Here is a 17,435-nt window from a genome sequence, read left to right on the forward strand (position 1 = left end):
AATTATGCTTCAAATATTTTTATCTATAATATCCATTCCTTTTTTCTCTTTTTTATTAAATACTAAAAGTAAAGTTTTTAATAAAGTTGAGATGCTTTTTTTCTTTTTAGTATTGTTTTTAATTGCAGGATTAAGACATGTTGATATTGCAAACGATAGTTTAGCTTATGCAACAAGTTTTATTGATATTGAGTACTTTAATTCTTTTTGGGATTTTGAAGGACGTTTTGAATTTGGTTTTCAATACTTAACTAAATTTATTAAGTTTTACATTTCTGATGAAGTTTATGTATATTTTATTATAACAAGTTTTATTATCCAATTTTTTTTAATAGATTTTATATTTAAAAATAGTAGAATATTATGGTTTTCTGTTTTTTTACTAATAACTCTAAGATTTTATTTTTTTTCAGTTAGTGCAATAAGGCAAGGTATGGCATTGGGTGTTTGCATGTATAGTTATGAATATTTAAAAAGAGGAAAACTTAACAAATTTTTTATTAGTGTTTTACTAGCTTTTTCATTTCATTATTCTGCTTTAGTATTTTTGATACTGCCTGTTTTAAGTAAAATAAAACCAAGCGTTAAAAAAATATTATTTTTTGGCGGTATATCTATGATTGTTTTTAGCACATTAGGTTATTTTATAGAAATTTTCTCTTCTGTTTTAGATTATGGGAAAGATTATATCGATCAAGGGTTAGCAAATAATTTTTATCAACGATTAGGAGCTATTTTTATAATGCTCTTATCATTCATAATTTTAATATTCGTTTATAAATCTGATTACTTCAAAAAAAATAAAAATGATAAAGTTTTTAGAATACAGTTTTGGTCAATTTATTTAGCCTTTTTGATAAATGTTCTAGCAATAAAATTTAGTATATTAATTAGGTTTTATTATTATTTTGGAATATTTTCAATAATCCTTTTACCTAATGTAATTAATTTCATGCAAAATAAAAGAAGCAAGAATATTGCTTTAAAATTTTGGTTTTTAATTTCTTTAGTTTTTATAATGATAATTTTATATAATAAACCAGAATGGTATAATTTTTACCCATATAAGTTTTTCTGGGAAAAATAATTTTAAATATAAATGAGAATAGCAATACTATATATATGTACTGGTAAATACAGCATTTTTTGGAAGGATTTTTATGCTTCTTGTGAAAAATTTTTTTTTAAAGAACAAGACAAACATTACTTTGTTTTCACTGATGATTTAGATATTAACAAAAAACACAACACCACTTTAATTAAAGAAAATTGTAGAGGCTTTCCTCTTGATTCATTATTTAGATTTGATATGTTTTTGAAAATAGAAAATGAAGTTAAATCTTACGACTATGTTTTTTTTTTCAATGCTAACATGCTTTTTGTAGAAAAAGTATCATATGAAATTTTCCCTAATAAAAATTTTAAAGGGTTAATAGGGGTTATTCATCCTATGGGATTTAAATATAGAAAATTTCCTTCTATGTATACATATGAGAGAAATAAAAAATCTAGAGCGTATATAAAGAAAGAGAAAAAAAAATATGAGTATTTTATGGGGGGTGTTAACGGAGGATCAACAGAAGAGTATTATAAGATGGTAAAAGAATGTAGTAAGAATATTCATCATGATTATAAAAATAATATAGTTGCTATTTTTCACGATGAGTCACATATGAATAAATATTTTTCAGAGAATGAAGTTCATAGTCTATCGACAGCTTATGGTTTTCAAGAAGGAGCGAAATACCCTTTTAAACCCAAAATAATTATTAGAGATAAAACAAAAATAAGTAACTTTTTTAACAAATATAGAGAAGAACGTTTTATAGGTAGAGTTTTAAGATACTTGAACCAAATTTATAAAGCTATTACTTGGTAAAAAAAATATATATGATTTATAGCAGTATACATGGAGGTTTAGGTAATCAAATGTTTCAATATGCATTAGGATTGAGCATTTCATTAAAAACTAACTCCGAATTTAAATTCGATTTACATAAAATGAATAATTATAATTTGAGAGATTTTTCTCTTAATAAATTTAATATTTCTGCAAAAAAATGTGAAGATTATATATCAGAAAAATATAAATCTAATAAATATAAAGAAGCATTAGAAAAAAAAATAAATAAATTTGGTTTATATACAGGAAATAAATTTTATGAAAAAAAAGAATTTTGCTACGATCAATCTGTTTTTAGTAATAAAAAAGCATATTTTAAAGGTTATTGGCAGAGCTTTAAATATTTTGAGTCAATAAGAGATATAATTTTAAAAGAATTTTCATTAAAAGATGATTTATCTGAAGAGAATTTAAGCATTTTAAATAAAATTGAAAATTCAGATAATTCTGTATCTATTCATATTAGAAGGGGTGATTATATTAATAATGCTAAGAATAATAAGATTTATAATGTAATAGGTTTAGATTATTATGAGAAAGCTATTAATGAAATTAACAATAATTTTGAAAAGCCATATTTTTTTGTGTTTTCAGACGATATAGAATGGGTTGATAAAAATTTGAATATTTCTGGTAGAGTTATTTATGTGTCATCTGATAAAACTAATAAAGCAGAAGAAGAACTGATATTGATGAGCAAGTGTAATCATAATATTATAGCTAATAGTACTTTCAGTTGGTGGGGAGCATGGTTAAATAATAATGAAGATAAGTTAGTTATAGCGCCAAAAATATGGATGAAAGGAATTAAATCATCAAAAGACTTAATTCCTAATACTTGGTTAAAAATTTAAACTCAGTTATAAATATCCCAGATGAATAATAAAATAAGTGTTGTAATGTCCGTGTATTACAACGATAATGCAATACATTTTGAACAAGCTGTTGAAAGTTTATTAAATCAAACCTATAAACCTTCAGAAATAGTTATAGTTGTTGATGGCTGTGTATCAAAAGAATTAGAAGAAGTTATAAAAAAATATAATAACAACGATATAATTATTATCATAAAGCTATCAAATAATCAAGGATTGGCGAATGCTCTTAATATAGCAATTAGAAGTTCTAGTCATGAGCTCATAGCAAGAATGGATTCCGATGACATCTGCTTCAAAGATAGATTTGAAAAGCAAATGAAGTTTCTAATAGATAATGATTTAGATTTTGTTGGTGGGCAAATGATTGAATTTGGAAAAAATTTAGAAGATATAGTTTCATATAGAAGAGTACCTTTAAAGCATGAAGATATAATAGATTTCATGAAATATAGAGCTGCTTTTAGTCATCCAACAATTTTATTTAAGAAAAAAGTTTTTAAAAGTCTTAAAGGATATGATATTAATATTTTTCCTGAAGATTATGATTTTTTTGTAAGGGTATATTTAGGAGGGTTTAAGATGGGGAATATAGATGAGAACGTACTGTGGTTTCGTTTAGGAGAAAACTTATCTGAAGCGATTAAAAGGAGATGGGGAAAAAAGTATGCTATAAATGAATTCAAATTATATAAAAAATTTCTCGATATTGGTTTTTATTCAAAAAGTCATTTTATAAAAGCTGTATTATTTAAGATACCTCTGAGGTTTTTACCATTCAAATTATTTAAATTTTTGTACTTTAAATTATCAAGATAAAATGTATTTAAAGATTTTTATTTTGACATTAACTATATCATTAATTTATCTAAAAATTGCTGATAAATTTAATATTATAGACAAACCTAATCACCGAAGTTCTCATACAACTCCAACTATAAGAGGCGGGGGGATTTTATTCTTCTTAGCAATTTTAATTTATTTTATTCTTTCAGGATTTCAATATCCATATTTTGTAATTGGAGTTTCTCTTATTGCTATTGTTAGTTTTGTAGATGATATTGTTACCTTGAGTTCTAATGTTAGATTACCTTTTCAATTCATAGCTATTGGTTTGTGTTTATTGCAAATAGGTTTTACATTAAATAATTTTTTGATACTAATTCCTTTATTAATAGCAGGAGTAGGGTTTATTAATATCTATAATTTTATGGATGGTATTAATGGAATAACAGGAATGTACAGTATTGTTGTTTTATTAGGAATGTTATTTATCAATTTAAAGGAAAATATAGTTAGTATTGATTTAATCATTTACAGTTTAATTTCATTGGTGGTTTTTGGATTTTACAACTTCAGAAAAAAAGCAAGAATGTTTGCCGGAGATATCGGTAGTATATCAATAGCGGTTCTTTTGTTTTTTATAGGATCCTATTTAATTAAAGAATTAAAATCACCATTAATTTTATTATTCATTCTTGTTTATGGAGCTGATGCAATTCTAACACTAGGATACCGAAAATCGATAGGAGAAAGAATAACAGAGCCGCATAGAAAACATATTTATCAAAAATTGGTTCATACTTTAAAATTACCACACTTAAAAGTTTCTTTATTTTATGCTATAACACAAGCCATTATAAATGTTATTGTTTATTTCGGATATCAATTGAGTTTGAGGAATCAACTTATTATATTGTTCTCTTGTATAGTTGTGTTTGTTCTAATATATGTTTATCTGTTTAGAGTAATTGAGAAGAGGAAAGTTTTAACGACATGAAAAAAATAGCAATAATTGGTGCTGGAGGATTAGGAAGAGAAATTCTTGGAATTATTGAATGTATTAATAGCATAAATAAAGTTTGGGATTTTATAGGTTTTTATGATGATAATGCTTCTTCTAAATCCGTAAACGGACATTCAGTTATAGGAAATATAGACTCATTAAATTTTACAAAGGAGAATGTACATGTAATCATCGGTATAGGAAATCCATCAATTAAAGAAAAGATTAAGGAAAAAATAACAAATCCTAAAATTATCTTTCCAAATTTAATACATCCTTCAGCAGTTATTTATTCATTTGAAAATGTTAAGTTAGGAAAAGAAGGTGTTGTTATCGGAGCCAATTGTGTTTTAACCGTAAATATTTCAATCGGTAACTATGTTTATTTAAATACTTCTTCAGTAATATCTCACGATACAATTATTGGCGATTATAGTATGATTATGCCAACAGTATCTATTTCTACAGGAGCTAAAATCGGTAAACGTGTGTATCTCGGTAATGGTGTGAAAATTGATTCTCCAATAGAAATAGAAGATGATACTATAATTAAAGCAGGTTCTATCTTGTCTTCTCCCTAATTTCTCAATCATTGTTAGTATATTTAACAAGTTTTATAATCAATTAGTTTTTAATGAAAGGAATAATATTAGCAGGAGGTTCAGGAACAAGATTATACCCTATTACAAAAGGAATATCTAAACAGTTACTACCTGTTTATGACAAACCAATGATTTATTACCCATTATCGGTATTAATGTTAGCGGACATTAGAGAGATCTTGATTATATCCACTCCATATGATTTACCAAATTTTGAAAAATTGTTAGGTACTGGTGAAGAGTTAGGTTTACAGTTAAGTTATAAAGAACAGCTTTCTCCAGATGGATTAGCACAAGCCTTTATTATAGGTAAAGAGTTTATAGGAAAGGATGATGTTTGTTTAATTTTAGGGGATAATATTTTTTATGGCCATGGATTTCCAGAAATGTTGAAAAAGGCTGTGTTAAATGCTACAAAAGAACAGAAAGCAACTGTGTTTGGATATAATGTTAGAGATCCTGAAAGGTATGGTGTTGTTGAGTTTGATAACTTAGGGAATGTTATATCTATTGAAGAGAAACCGAAAAAACCAAAATCTAATTATGCTGTTGTAGGATTATATTTTTATCCGAATAGTGTTGTAGAAGTTGCTACAAAAATAAAACCTTCTCATAGAGGGGAGTTAGAGATTACTTCAGTGAATCAAGAATATTTAAAAAAGGAATCTTTAAAAGTTGAGTTATTAGGACGAGGTTTTGCATGGTTAGACACAGGGACTCATGATTCTTTAATGGAAGCTGGTCAGTTTATAGAAACTATAGAAAAACGGCAAGGTTTAAAAGTAGCTTGTTTGGAAGAGATAGCTTATTATATGGGATACATTGATGCAAATCAAGTTGAAAAATTAGCTCAACCTTTAAAAAAGAGCGATTATGGACAATATTTATTAAACTTAGCTAAGAAATAAAACTTTTCTAGAATTATTATCCATGAAAAATATTTTAATAACAGGTGGGGCAGGATTTATAGGTTCTCATGTGGTACGATTATTTGTAAATAAGTATCCTAATTATAACATCATTAATTTAGATGCTTTAACCTATGCGGGGAATCTTGAGAACTTGAAGGATATTGAAAATAAATCTAATTATACTTTTATTAAAGGTGATATTTGTGAACATGATGCTGTTAAAGAGATCTTTTCTAAGTATAAAATCGATGGAGTTATTCATTTGGCTGCAGAATCGCATGTAGATAGATCAATTAAAAATCCCTTTGCTTTTGCACAAACTAATATAATGGGGACTTTAAGTTTACTGCAAGCAGCAAAAGAATTTTGGAAAGACAATTATAAAGATAAATTGTTTTATCATATTTCTACGGATGAGGTATATGGTAGCCTAACAGAAAATGGTTTCTTTACAGAAGATACAGCTTATGATCCGCATTCACCGTATTCGGCATCTAAAGCCTCCTCAGATCATTTTGTAAGATCTTTTCATGACACATATGGTTTGCCAATTATTATTTCTAATTGTTCAAATAACTATGGGGCGAATCAATTTCCAGAAAAGTTAATTCCATTATTCATTAATAATATCTGTAAAAACAAACCACTTCCGGTGTACGGAAAAGGAGAAAATGTAAGAGATTGGTTATATGTTGAAGATCATGCTAGCGCAATTGACGTAATTTTTCATCAAGGAAAAATAGGGGAGACTTACAATGTTGGTGGATTTAATGAATGGAAAAATATAGATCTAATAAAAATATTAATTAAAACAGTTGACACACTGTTGGGTAGAGAAGAAGGCAGCTCAGAAAGCTTAATTACTTTTGTAAATGATAGAGCAGGCCACGATTATCGTTATGCGATTGATTCATCAAAATTAAAAAATGAATTAGGTTGGGAACCTTCATTACAATTCGAAGAAGGAATTGAAAAAACGATAAAATGGTACTTAGAAGATAAAGAATGGGTTAAACACGTTACTTCTGGAGATTATAAGAAGTATTATGATGAAATGTATACTAAATAAAAAGGACCCTGAAATTTCAGCGTCCTTTTTATTTTAATAAACCTTAGAGAAGTACTATTTCAATCTTTCTAAGCTTAAGTCCTTATTGTATTTTACTATAAACAATCCGTTGTTATTAGTTGCTCCAAACATTTTTTTATTGTAATCAAATTTACTTTCTAATCGTATAGAAGCCCCTTCTTTAAATGTAGTTGATAATTTTTCTCCGGAAGCTAAACGCATTAAAACATCATACGTTACATCAAACCCTTTAATTGAATATTCAGAAGGGATGGCGTAATTTTTGGCTCTATATTTAGCATTAAAAATTTTTGTAGATTCTGCGTTTTCGTCAGAGAAGGTGTTAGTTACATACCCGAATTGAATTCTAGCAAGTTTATTATTGTCAATATTGTCATAAGCACTATTTTTATCAATAGCAAAAACTTGAGCAGTTACATTTTCAGGCAAAACAACCATGCTATTCAATGCGTCTGCTACTACAACATTGTCCTCTGAAGTCATAATAATCCAACAATGCGTGTTAGGTTTCATTTCATCGGTAAAGCGCTCTTTTTTAATATATCCATTTTCTGGTTTTAATACGTGAATTTTATTAATAGAATCATGTTTTTGTAAGTCAGAAACTACTTTTTTAATTTGGTTTTCTGATTTTTCATCACCCACTACAAAAATAGTTTCACCATTATATTTTTCTATCAAATACCTAGTTAAATAACTAGTATGAGTTTCCATATCTGGTTCTGCTTTTATCAATTTTGATGAAGAAAATTCATCTTGATTTTTAGAGAAATGAGGAAAAACGACAGGAGCACTTACTTTGTTTGCTACCATTTCTGCTTTGTCAGAGTAAAAAGGACCAATAATAACATCAACATCATCTAATTGATTATTGTCTAAAATGGTAGGAATATTATTCCCTCTATTTCCTGTGTCATAAACTGAAACATCAATATGCACTCCCTGAGTTTTTATAGAGTCTATAGCAATTTCTGCACCCATATAAAAGTCCGTGACCATATTTGCTAGCTTATTGTTTTTAAAAACATCAACAGTTCTAATAGAGTCGTATTCATTCGCTTTAAAAGGCAAGAGAATAGCTAATTTTACAGAAGCATTTTCAGAAATTGTATCGAGATAGAATTTTTTGTCGTCTGTATCTATTTTTTCTTCAATTGGTCTAATTCTTAAAACTTGTCCTATTCCTAATTTATCATCTTTTAAGTCTGGAAATTCTGGATTTAAACGGATTAACTGTTCCTTAGAAATATTGTAGAAACGGGTTAACCCGTACATGGTTTCTTTTGGTTTTACTTCATGAGTAACATGATTTTTTAAATCTTCCTCTAAAGAAATATAACTTTTGTTTTCAATAGCTTGAACTTTTAATACTTGGCCAATACTTAACTTATTGTCTTTTAAATCTGGAAACTCCGGATTCCATTTTAACAAGTCATTTTTAGAAACATTATACATTTTAGTTAAAGCATATACAGTTTCTTTAGCTTTTACTTCGTGTGTTACATATTCATAAGTTACTCTAACAACTTGAGTGGTGTCTAAAGCTATTTCATTTTCGGTCTCGGTTGTTGTATCTTCAACAGTTTCTTCAATATCAATTTCAGGTGTAGTTTCAGTTTCTTCAGTAGATTCCCCAATTGAAGGATTATTAACCTTTACTTTAGGGTTAGGAATAATAATCATAGTATTTGCATTGGGTCTTCTACCAACGTCTGGATTTAAACGTAACAAGTCTTTAGTACGTATATCTAAACGATCTGCAATATCACGCATAGTTTCTCCTTCCTTAACCTTATATGTAATATATCTTTTTTGTTGACCACATGAAATAGCAATAGTTAAAATACTAGTTAAGATGATAAGCTTGAATTTTTTCATAAATTTTATTCCCATTCTATTGTTGCTGGTGGTTTAGAGCTAATATCATATACAACTCTATTTACACCTTTTACATTATTTATTATTTTATTTGATGTTTTTTGTAAAAACTCATAAGGTAAATTTACCCAATCTGCTGTCATTCCATCCGTACTTTCTACAGCTCGTAAAGCGACTACTTTTTCATAAGTTCTTTCATCTCCCATAACCCCTACAGAGTTAACTGGTAATAAAATTGCTCCTGCCTGCCAAACACTATCATATAGATTACTTTCTTTTAATCCGTTGATGAAAATAGCATCTACTTCTTGCAAAATACGAACTTTTTCTGAGGTGATATCTCCTAAAATTCTAATTGCCAAACCAGGACCAGGAAAAGGATGACGCCCTAATAATTCTTTATCTATTCCCATAGAAGCCCCTACACGACGAACCTCGTCTTTAAAAATCATACGTAAGGGTTCTACTACTTTTAATTTCATAAAATCAGGTAACCCACCTACGTTATGATGACTTTTTATTGTTTCAGATGGACCTCCATTTACTGAAACAGATTCAATCACATCAGGATAAATAGTTCCTTGAGCCAACCACTTTGCATTTTCAATTTGATGAGCCTCATCATCAAAAACATCAATGAAAATCTTACCAATAGCTTTACGTTTAGCCTCAGGATCCGATAATCCTGCAAGAGCATCCAAAAAACGTGCCGAAGCATCTACACCTTTAACGTTTAAACCCATCCCTTCGTATTGTGTAAGGACATTTTCGTATTCATTTTTACGAAGCAAACCGTTATTAACAAAAATGCAATGCAAATTATTTCCAATAGCTTTATGTAAAAGAACTGCGGCTACTGTAGAATCTACTCCCCCTGATAACCCTAGAACAACTTTGTCATTGCCTATTTTTTCTTTTAGTTCAGAAACTGTTTCATCAACAAAAGAATCTGGAGTCCATGTTTGCGCTACTCCAGCTATAGTAACTAAAAAATTTTGTAATAATTGTTTTCCATCAGAAGAATGGTATACTTCTGGATGAAATTGAATAGCATAAGTGTTTTCGCCTTCAATTTTATAAGCAGCATTCTCTACATCATGAGTGCTGGCAAGTAAAATTCCATTGGTTGGTAATTCTTTAATCGTATCTGAATGACTCATCCAAACTTGGCTTCCTTCAGAAATATTTTTAAAGAACTCTTCTTCTTTTTTGATGAAAGATAAATTTGCTCTTCCATATTCTCGAGTATTTGAAGGGGCTACCAATCCACCAGAAAAATGGGCTAAATATTGTGCTCCATAGCAAATTGCCAATAAAGGTTTTTTACCTCTAATTTCTGATAAATCTGGATGAAGAGTTACCTCTGAACGGACAGAAGAAGGGCTTCCCGATAAGATTACTGCTTTAAAACTGTTTAAGTTTTCTGGAACTTTATTGTAAGGATGAATTTCACAGTAAATGTTTAACTCTCTTACACGGCGAGCAATAAGTTGAGTGTATTGCGATCCGAAATCTAAAATAAGTACGTTGTGTTGTTGCATCCGCAAAAATAATAGTTTGATTTTATATTTGCGGATGTTTTTTTAATAGATTTTAATATCTGTACACAATAGCGTTAATATTCATACCTGCACCTACAGATGCTAAGATAATTACATCACCTTTCTCTATTTTTTGATTCTCTATTTGTCCTTTAATAACTAAATCTAATAAAGTAGGTACAGTAGCGACAGAACTATTCCCCAACTTATGGATACTCATTGGCATTATACCTTCAGGAGTTGGTTTTTTGTAGAGTCTATAAAATCGTTTAATAATTGCTTCATCCATTTTTTCATTAGCTTGATGGATAAATACTTTTTTAACTTCATCAATAGAAATTCCACTCTTGTCCAAGGCAATTTTCATTGCATTAGGTACATTTGTTAAAGCAAATTCATAAATTTTTCGCCCATACATTTTTATATAGCGAATATTTGGATCTTCATTTTTATCGTTAGAATTTCCGAAATATAAATGGTAAGCTTCTTCTTTTGCAAATGTTTGTGAAGCGTGACTTAGAATTCCACTTTCTGAGTTCTCGGATGCTTCTACTATACAAGCACCTGCGCCATCACTATAAATCATCGAATCGCGATCGTGTTTATCAATAACTCTTGATAAAGTTTCTCCACCTATAACTAATACTTTTTTTGCGATCCCAGCCTTAATAAAAGCTTGCGCTTGTATAACACCTTCTATCCAACCAGGACATCCAAATAAAATATCATACGCAACGCAATTAGGGTTATTTATACGAAGTAAATGCTTTACTCTGGTAGCCAAACTGGGTAAAATATCACTCTGGATTGCAGCACTTTTTACATCTCCAAAATTATGTGCAAAAATAATATAGTCTAATTCTTCAGAATTAATGCCAGCATCTTCAATTGCTTTTTCAGCGGCGAAGTACCCAAGATCGGAAGCATTAAAATGACTTTCGGCATATCTCCGTTCTTCAATTCCTGTTATAGTTTTAAATTTTTCAATAATTAAAGGGTTTTCAGATTGAAAACATGTTCCATCAGCGTTTAAAAATCGACTATTAGCAAATTTTTCATTTTCCTTTTTTATCGTTGGAATATACGAACCTGTTCCTGTTATTACAGAGTTTACCATTTTGTTAAAATTTAAAGTACGATAACAGCAAAAAAACAAGTTTTATTATCTGTAACCTATTAATTTTCAGTAAAAAATTTAAGATTTATTATATTCTTAAAATAGAAGAATTTAATTCTAAAATTAATAAAAAATTACATTAAAAACAAAGATTATATTAAATAAGGCTAGTTATAGAGGTTCATTTTTAACTGCATAACTGTAGCTATAGATTGGGCTCTATTTTTCATTAACTCAGATTTTAACCCAGAAAAATGGATGTCTATAGTTGAGAAGAGATATTGTAACCAAATAGAAAAATGCTCTTTTTTAAAGGCTATAAAAACATTTTTATCTACATGTTTTTGTAACACATTGCTTTTATAGGTTGTGGTGTCGAATAGAATGTCTTGCCAAAAATCTGTGATAACATCCAAATGATGGGCTAATGTTTTTTGTTGAACAAACTCCTTAAAGAAAGGATACATAGTATCATCATCAATTAACTGATCATAAAATTTAGTGATAATTAATAGGATGTCTTCTCTTGAGGTTATATCGGATTTCATTTATAGGTATGAGCTATCGAAGGAGAAAGGTAACAAAGAAAGTAGTGATTCTGTTTTTATAATTTGACCAACTTCACCCATAAATAATATTTCAATTGGTTCTTTTTGATTAATCTCATATTCAGAAAGTGTTTGACGACAGGCGCCACAAGGACCAACAGGTTTATTTACTTCTGTTTGTGAAGAGGCTGCAGTAATTGCTATTTTTTTTACAACCATATTCGGAAATTCAGAACCTGCTTTCCAAATAGCAACTCTTTCGGCACACATACCTGAGGGATATGCTGCACTTTCTTGATTATTTCCTAAAATAATTTTCCCATTGTCTAACAATAAGGCACACCCAACACTAAATTTAGAATAAGGCGCGTAAGCTTTTTTACGGGCTTCCACAGCTTTTTCCATAAGTAATTGATCATCCGAAGATAATTGTGAAATGTTATCGAATATGCTTGCTGAAGTTGTTACTTCTATTTTTTTCATTTAAATATTGAGTCAAAAAAAGCAGTCGAATATGACTGCTTGTTATGTTGATTCGAAATTACTAAAAAAAAATGAATTCCTAGTAATCTTCATAAATTTCTCCTAAATCAAAGGCTAACGAGAAACGTAATGTGTTTTCTAATGGGTTGTTTACATCAGATGAATTCATTAAGTAAGATAAATCCAAAGAAAAGGCCTTGGCCTCAAAACCTGCTCCTAAAGTGAAATATTGACGATTTCCGTTTGTTTCACTTTCATGAAAATACCCAGCTCTTAAAGCAAATGCATCGTTATATAAATACTCGGCTCCCAATGCCCAAGTTGTTTCTTTTAATTCTTCGCTAAAACTTCTATCTCCTAAAGAAGTAAACATTCCTTCGAACCAACCTCTTGAAGAATTAGGGCTAGAAGGGACTAATAGTTTTGTAAATTCTAAATTAACTCCTACAGTATTAAAGTCATCTAAAATAAAGTCAAAACCACCACCGATTTTGGCATTGGTTGGAATGAAGTTTTCTACACCTGGTGTGTATTCTACTTTAGGACCGATGTTCGCTATATTAAAACCTAAACGATAACGACCATTAAATGTTCCATAATTTTCTTCTTCAGACCGATAATAACCAGAAACATCTACAGCAAATGTGTTTACAGCTTCTAAATTTGTATCAGAACTATTTATTTTATAGTTAGAGTTTATATACTTTAGACCAACACCCATAGAAAAATGTTCACTTAATTTTAAAGCATATGTTCCGGTAATTGCAAATTCACTTGGGTTTTCTGTCCCAATTTCAGTGCCACCAGTATCTGTTAAAATAATTTCACCTAAAGAAAAATATTTTAAATCTACACCCCATGCAGAATTTTCATCAAATCTATTAACAAATGAAGCTCCTCCTACAAAAATATCATCTGTCAAATTACGTAGCCAAGGTGTGTAGTTTACACCTATACTTATCTGATTTTCGTTAAAAGCTATTTTAGATGGGTTATGATATATCGAGAAAGCATCAGAGGATGTTGCAACACCTATATCTCCCATACCACCAGCTCTTGCATCTGGAGTAATTAATAAGAAAGGCATAGAAGACGTTGATTGTGCTTGAGATTTTAATCCATAAGCTATAAGTAGGCTAAGGAAAACTAATTTTTTCATTGTATTTTTTAACATTATTTCGGTAAATATATAATTTTATTAAAGGATTACTAATTTTTCGTATTTTTCTGATGATAAATTGTTGGTATTTGATGTAACTTTTAGTTTATAAACGTAAACCCCTTTACCAATTTTGTTTCCGAAATCATCTAAACCATTCCAATTTATTGAACGTGATAATCCGCCAGTAGTTTGCACTAATTGATTAATCGTTTTAATCAGCTTCCCTGATACAGTAAATATTTGAACTTGTACTTCTAAAGGTTCGTTAGGTTTGTTGTGGTTAAACCAGAATTCGGTATAGTTTACAAATGGGTTTGGGTAATTTAATACATTATCTAATGTTAAACCTGTATCACTAACAACCACAAAAGTTAACGTTACTTCGGATGAGTTATTGTAAGTGTCCCATGCTTTTATTGTAAGTGTGTGATCTCCAACAGGTAAGTTCCTGAGTTGATATGTGACTTGACCTTTTGTGAAATCATCAAGTTCCGTTTCATAATAATCATTTAAAATGATTGGTTCTAATTGATTTCCATCTAAAATAGCCACAATATCATGATCAACTGCAGTAATTGAAGTATTGATTCCACTTATATCTGATAATTTAATAATTAGGTTAGGAGAAGTATTGGTATTCCCTCCATCAATAAACGATTCATCATTCATGAAAGCTTGTACTTCTGGTCCAATAGTATCTTCAGGTGCATTTTCATTAATTCCTCCAACTGTTATGTCAAAATTAGCCCCTGATTTATCTATTTGTTGATTATCGGCGTACATGCTTACTTTTCCTTTTCCATAGGCAATTTTAACATCTTTAGGAACAATAAACTCGAATTGAAAAGCACCGTTTTGCACTGATGATTTTCCTTTAAAAAGTTTACTTTCTTGAGAATCAAAAGTATTTATAATTCCAAAATTATTATTATCTAATGTTTGTTTATCGATAGGTTTGTCAAAAATAGTCGTTGAGACTGTTCCGTTGAAATTAGGTAAAAGAGTATTTGTATTGTCGGTAATTATTCCTTCAAAACTAACTTTAGATAATGCTTTTAAAGTATCAATTGATTGGGTGATATCAACACCATTCATTTTATTGATGCGAATATTAGGTTTTGGTATAGCTAATTTCATTGCAGGATCTCCAAAATAAAATATGAAAAAACGCTGATTACTTGTTGTCTCGTTTTTTGTCTTTACTAAATTTTCTGCAATAGAATTATCACTTTCGTTAAAATCTAAAACATAAGGAGTGAGCTTTTCATTAAATTTTTCCCCAATGTTTATGAATACATCACGCGTAGTAGTAATCATACTTACTGCACCACCATTTTGATTTAAAAATAATTGTTCTCCAGCAGTATTTCGAAGAGGATTATCAAATCTTGAAAACTCACAAGTGACTGTAATAAAAAGAGGTAATACCTTTGAATTATTAAAACCTTGTATTTGTGGGGTTTCTAAAATACGTTCACTTGCTAAACCATCTTCACCTCCATGACCAAAATAATCGAAAACCAATGTTCCTTTTTCAATAGTGTTGGTAATAGCTTCATTAACTTGTGGATATCTTTCACCTCCTGATGAGGTTTGTTGTTGATAAGCATCCGCATAGATTTTATTAATATTAAAGATTGGTTTGTACTTTTTAATAGTATCGGCAACTTCTTCTAATCCGCTCTGTAAAGTTGTATCAGAACTAGCATCAATATCATCAGCGAGAAGTGTGATGGTGTTTCTCCAATCTCCGAATGATTTTTTATCGTAATAACTCAAAATTTTATCGATTACGACTTTAGCTTCTTGTGTAGTGGTGACAGGAATTCTTCCTGAAGCAATATCAATTGAGTCCAGGCCTGTCATTCCACCATCAGTATCATCTATCATAACAAAAAAATCATCGGTAACATAGGAATTAACTAAGTCAAAACTTTGTATAGCATGAAAAGTTGGAACAACATTATTGTTACCTGTAATTCTATCTTTAAAATCATAAGAAGAGTCACCCAAAAAGCAAACATATTTTAGTTTTCTTGTTGAGGAAGAATTGTCGTGCAAATGTTTTATAAAATCTCGTATTCCAACGATGTCTGACGCACCAGAAGAAAATTCATTATAAATTTTTGAGAGCTCAACAACTTGAGTTGTTAAGTTAGAGTTAGTTTGATGGTAATCGGCTAACCTTTTTGCTTCTCTACTTAACTCTCCATTTGTAATAATTAAATATTGAATGTTTTTAAGTGCATGTAAATTTTGATTACTTACTCTTGGATTTTCTATTTGTAGAGGAGTATAAAAATCACTTTCATTCAGCACTATATACTCTTTTAAATCCCCTCCGTTATCATTAAATATAAAATTGCTTGAGGAGCTTTCATTTGAGATGTTTTGTGGATTTATGTTGTCGGTAACATCCCAAACTTGAAAAATATTAGAGTTGTTAGAAATTTGATATTCTATAAGTCCAGTAGTGTTTGCGGCTAAAAAACTTCTAAAAGAAAATTGATTTCCTAAAGCTAGTAATTGTTTTTTTCCGAAGATTTCTATAAAGTCTAGGTATGCTTTCGCGGATGGATTTCCATTATTATTATAATTAATATTGATGTTAACATTATTGCTCGTATTTATTGTTCCTTCATTTTCTTCACGACGAGCCAATCCTGAGGTTGGAGAACCAGAAACAGAAGGAAAGGAGAGTGTCGTTAAAACTTGACCGTTAGCAGTAACATCCATAATCGAAGAAGTAGTCGATTGAGTAACTCCAGCAATTTTTATTGAAAGAGTTGAGTTAGGCACAGCATTGGGAAAAGGAATCGAAAAGGTTCGATTATTTTCTATATTAAAGCTTTCACCAAACCATAATCTTCCCAAAGCAAGTAGGTTGGTTTCTTCTTTTTCATAAAAAATATAATCTTCAAATTCATTAATTATAGTTGATGTACTTCCTGTAACAGGATTTTTTTGCGTAATTCTTTTTCCTAGACCATTATCAATTGTTAAAAAGTAATATGCTTTATCGGAATAAATATTTTGAATATGACTTACCGTATTATTTACTACGCTTACGTCCCAATTATGAGGGCCTTTAGCGTAAAATAAAATATAATCATCACTGTTAAAAACAATATCATCTTCTCCTTTAACATAAATTGCATTCTCTTGTAAATTAGAAAATCGTATATTATTTAGTCTTTCTGGTAATAAATCTCCTCCGTTTCCATAAATTTTAATATTTTTAGGATTTATTGAATTAATATTAACCCCTAAGTGTTGTAAAAAAGGAGCATCAATTTTAAAGACACCAGTGGTGTCAATAGCAAATTTATACCATGTTCCAGTAGATAAAACCGAGTTTGTATTTTGAGCTTTAACAAGGACAGTAGTTAATAGAAAAATATATAGTATCTTTTTTTTCATAAATTTTAGATACAATAACGTTTAAATAAAGGTGTTATTTTAATCTTTTGCAAGATTAATTATAATAAAGAAAAAAAACAATCGTTTTTAATTTTGTTATTGAACGGCAAAAAGAAATA

The 17,435-nt window shown here is 29.3% G+C and carries 15 protein-coding genes; 8 read left to right on the plus strand and 7 right to left on the minus strand.

Annotated features, from left to right (window positions below; all coding sequences use genetic code 11):
• Positions 1–4: 4 nt before the first annotated feature.
• From C7447_RS11690 to rfbB, 8 genes are read left to right on the plus strand one after another with little or no spacing between them, the layout of a single operon-like run.
• Positions 5–1,087 carry an EpsG family protein gene (locus tag C7447_RS11690; protein ID WP_148870703.1) on the plus strand — a complete coding sequence of 361 codons (1,083 nt, stop codon included), beginning with the start codon at positions 5–7 and terminating at the stop codon, positions 1,085–1,087.
• Positions 1,088–1,099: 12 nt separating this feature from the next.
• Entirely contained in the window at positions 1,100–1,879 is a 780-nt protein-coding gene (locus tag C7447_RS11695; RefSeq protein ID WP_148870704.1) for a family 6 glucosyltransferase, read from the plus strand.
• Positions 1,880–1,890: 11 nt separating this feature from the next.
• Complete coding sequence (locus tag C7447_RS11700) at positions 1,891–2,757, plus strand: alpha-1,2-fucosyltransferase (RefSeq protein ID WP_148870705.1); 867 nt, start codon at positions 1,891–1,893, stop codon at positions 2,755–2,757.
• 21 nt (positions 2,758–2,778) lie between these two features.
• Positions 2,779–3,597, plus strand: coding sequence for a glycosyltransferase (locus C7447_RS11705; RefSeq protein WP_148870706.1), 819 nt, complete (start codon positions 2,779–2,781; stop codon positions 3,595–3,597).
• A 22-nt stretch (positions 3,598–3,619) separates the two neighbouring features.
• Positions 3,620–4,558, plus strand: a complete 939-nt coding sequence (locus tag C7447_RS11710) for an MraY family glycosyltransferase (protein ID WP_170246011.1) — start codon at positions 3,620–3,622, stop codon at positions 4,556–4,558.
• The gene (locus C7447_RS11715) at positions 4,555–5,145 is read left to right on the plus strand and encodes a PglD-related sugar-binding protein (protein WP_148870708.1); all 591 of its coding nucleotides are present in this window, start codon (positions 4,555–4,557) and stop codon (positions 5,143–5,145) included. The genes C7447_RS11710 and C7447_RS11715 overlap by 4 nt, the downstream gene beginning before the upstream one ends.
• 53 nt (positions 5,146–5,198) lie before the next feature.
• Positions 5,199–6,074: a glucose-1-phosphate thymidylyltransferase RfbA gene (gene rfbA, locus C7447_RS11720; RefSeq protein ID WP_148870709.1), complete on the plus strand. Its 876-nt coding sequence runs from the start codon at positions 5,199–5,201 to the stop codon at positions 6,072–6,074.
• A 22-nt stretch (positions 6,075–6,096) separates the two neighbouring features.
• Entirely contained in the window at positions 6,097–7,146 is a 1,050-nt protein-coding gene (gene rfbB, locus C7447_RS11725) for a dTDP-glucose 4,6-dehydratase (RefSeq protein ID WP_148870710.1), read from the plus strand.
• A gap of 54 nt (positions 7,147–7,200) precedes the next feature.
• Here the strand turns inward: rfbB and C7447_RS11730 are convergent, their stop codons facing one another.
• The 7 genes from C7447_RS11730 to porU all read right to left on the minus strand — a co-directional run bounded on the left by C7447_RS11730 (position 7,201) and on the right by porU (position 17,316).
• Positions 7,201–9,045: a LysM peptidoglycan-binding domain-containing protein gene (locus C7447_RS11730; protein ID WP_170246013.1), complete on the minus strand. Its 1,845-nt coding sequence runs from the start codon at positions 9,043–9,045 to the stop codon at positions 7,201–7,203.
• A 5-nt stretch (positions 9,046–9,050) separates the two neighbouring features.
• Positions 9,051–10,586 carry a glutamine-hydrolyzing GMP synthase gene (guaA, locus tag C7447_RS11735; protein ID WP_148870712.1) on the minus strand — a complete coding sequence of 512 codons (1,536 nt, stop codon included), beginning with the start codon at positions 10,584–10,586 and terminating at the stop codon, positions 9,051–9,053.
• 52 nt (positions 10,587–10,638) lie between these two features.
• Positions 10,639–11,703: a 3-oxoacyl-ACP synthase III family protein gene (locus C7447_RS11740; protein WP_148870713.1), complete on the minus strand. Its 1,065-nt coding sequence runs from the start codon at positions 11,701–11,703 to the stop codon at positions 10,639–10,641.
• 167 nt (positions 11,704–11,870) lie between these two features.
• Positions 11,871–12,251: a group III truncated hemoglobin gene (locus tag C7447_RS11745; RefSeq protein ID WP_148870714.1), complete on the minus strand. Its 381-nt coding sequence runs from the start codon at positions 12,249–12,251 to the stop codon at positions 11,871–11,873.
• On the minus strand, positions 12,252–12,734 hold the full coding sequence (cdd, locus tag C7447_RS11750; protein WP_148870715.1) for a cytidine deaminase: 483 nt from the start codon (positions 12,732–12,734) through the stop codon (positions 12,252–12,254).
• Positions 12,735–12,813: 79 nt separating this feature from the next.
• Positions 12,814–13,893: a type IX secretion system outer membrane channel protein PorV gene (gene porV / locus C7447_RS11755; RefSeq protein ID WP_148870716.1), complete on the minus strand. Its 1,080-nt coding sequence runs from the start codon at positions 13,891–13,893 to the stop codon at positions 12,814–12,816.
• 39 nt (positions 13,894–13,932) lie between these two features.
• Positions 13,933–17,316 carry a type IX secretion system sortase PorU gene (porU, locus tag C7447_RS11760; protein WP_148870717.1) on the minus strand — a complete coding sequence of 1,128 codons (3,384 nt, stop codon included), beginning with the start codon at positions 17,314–17,316 and terminating at the stop codon, positions 13,933–13,935.
• Positions 17,317–17,435: the final 119 nt, after the last annotated feature.

Source organism: Tenacibaculum adriaticum (genome assembly GCF_008124875.1).
Taxonomy (GTDB): domain Bacteria; phylum Bacteroidota; class Bacteroidia; order Flavobacteriales; family Flavobacteriaceae; genus Polaribacter; species Polaribacter adriaticus.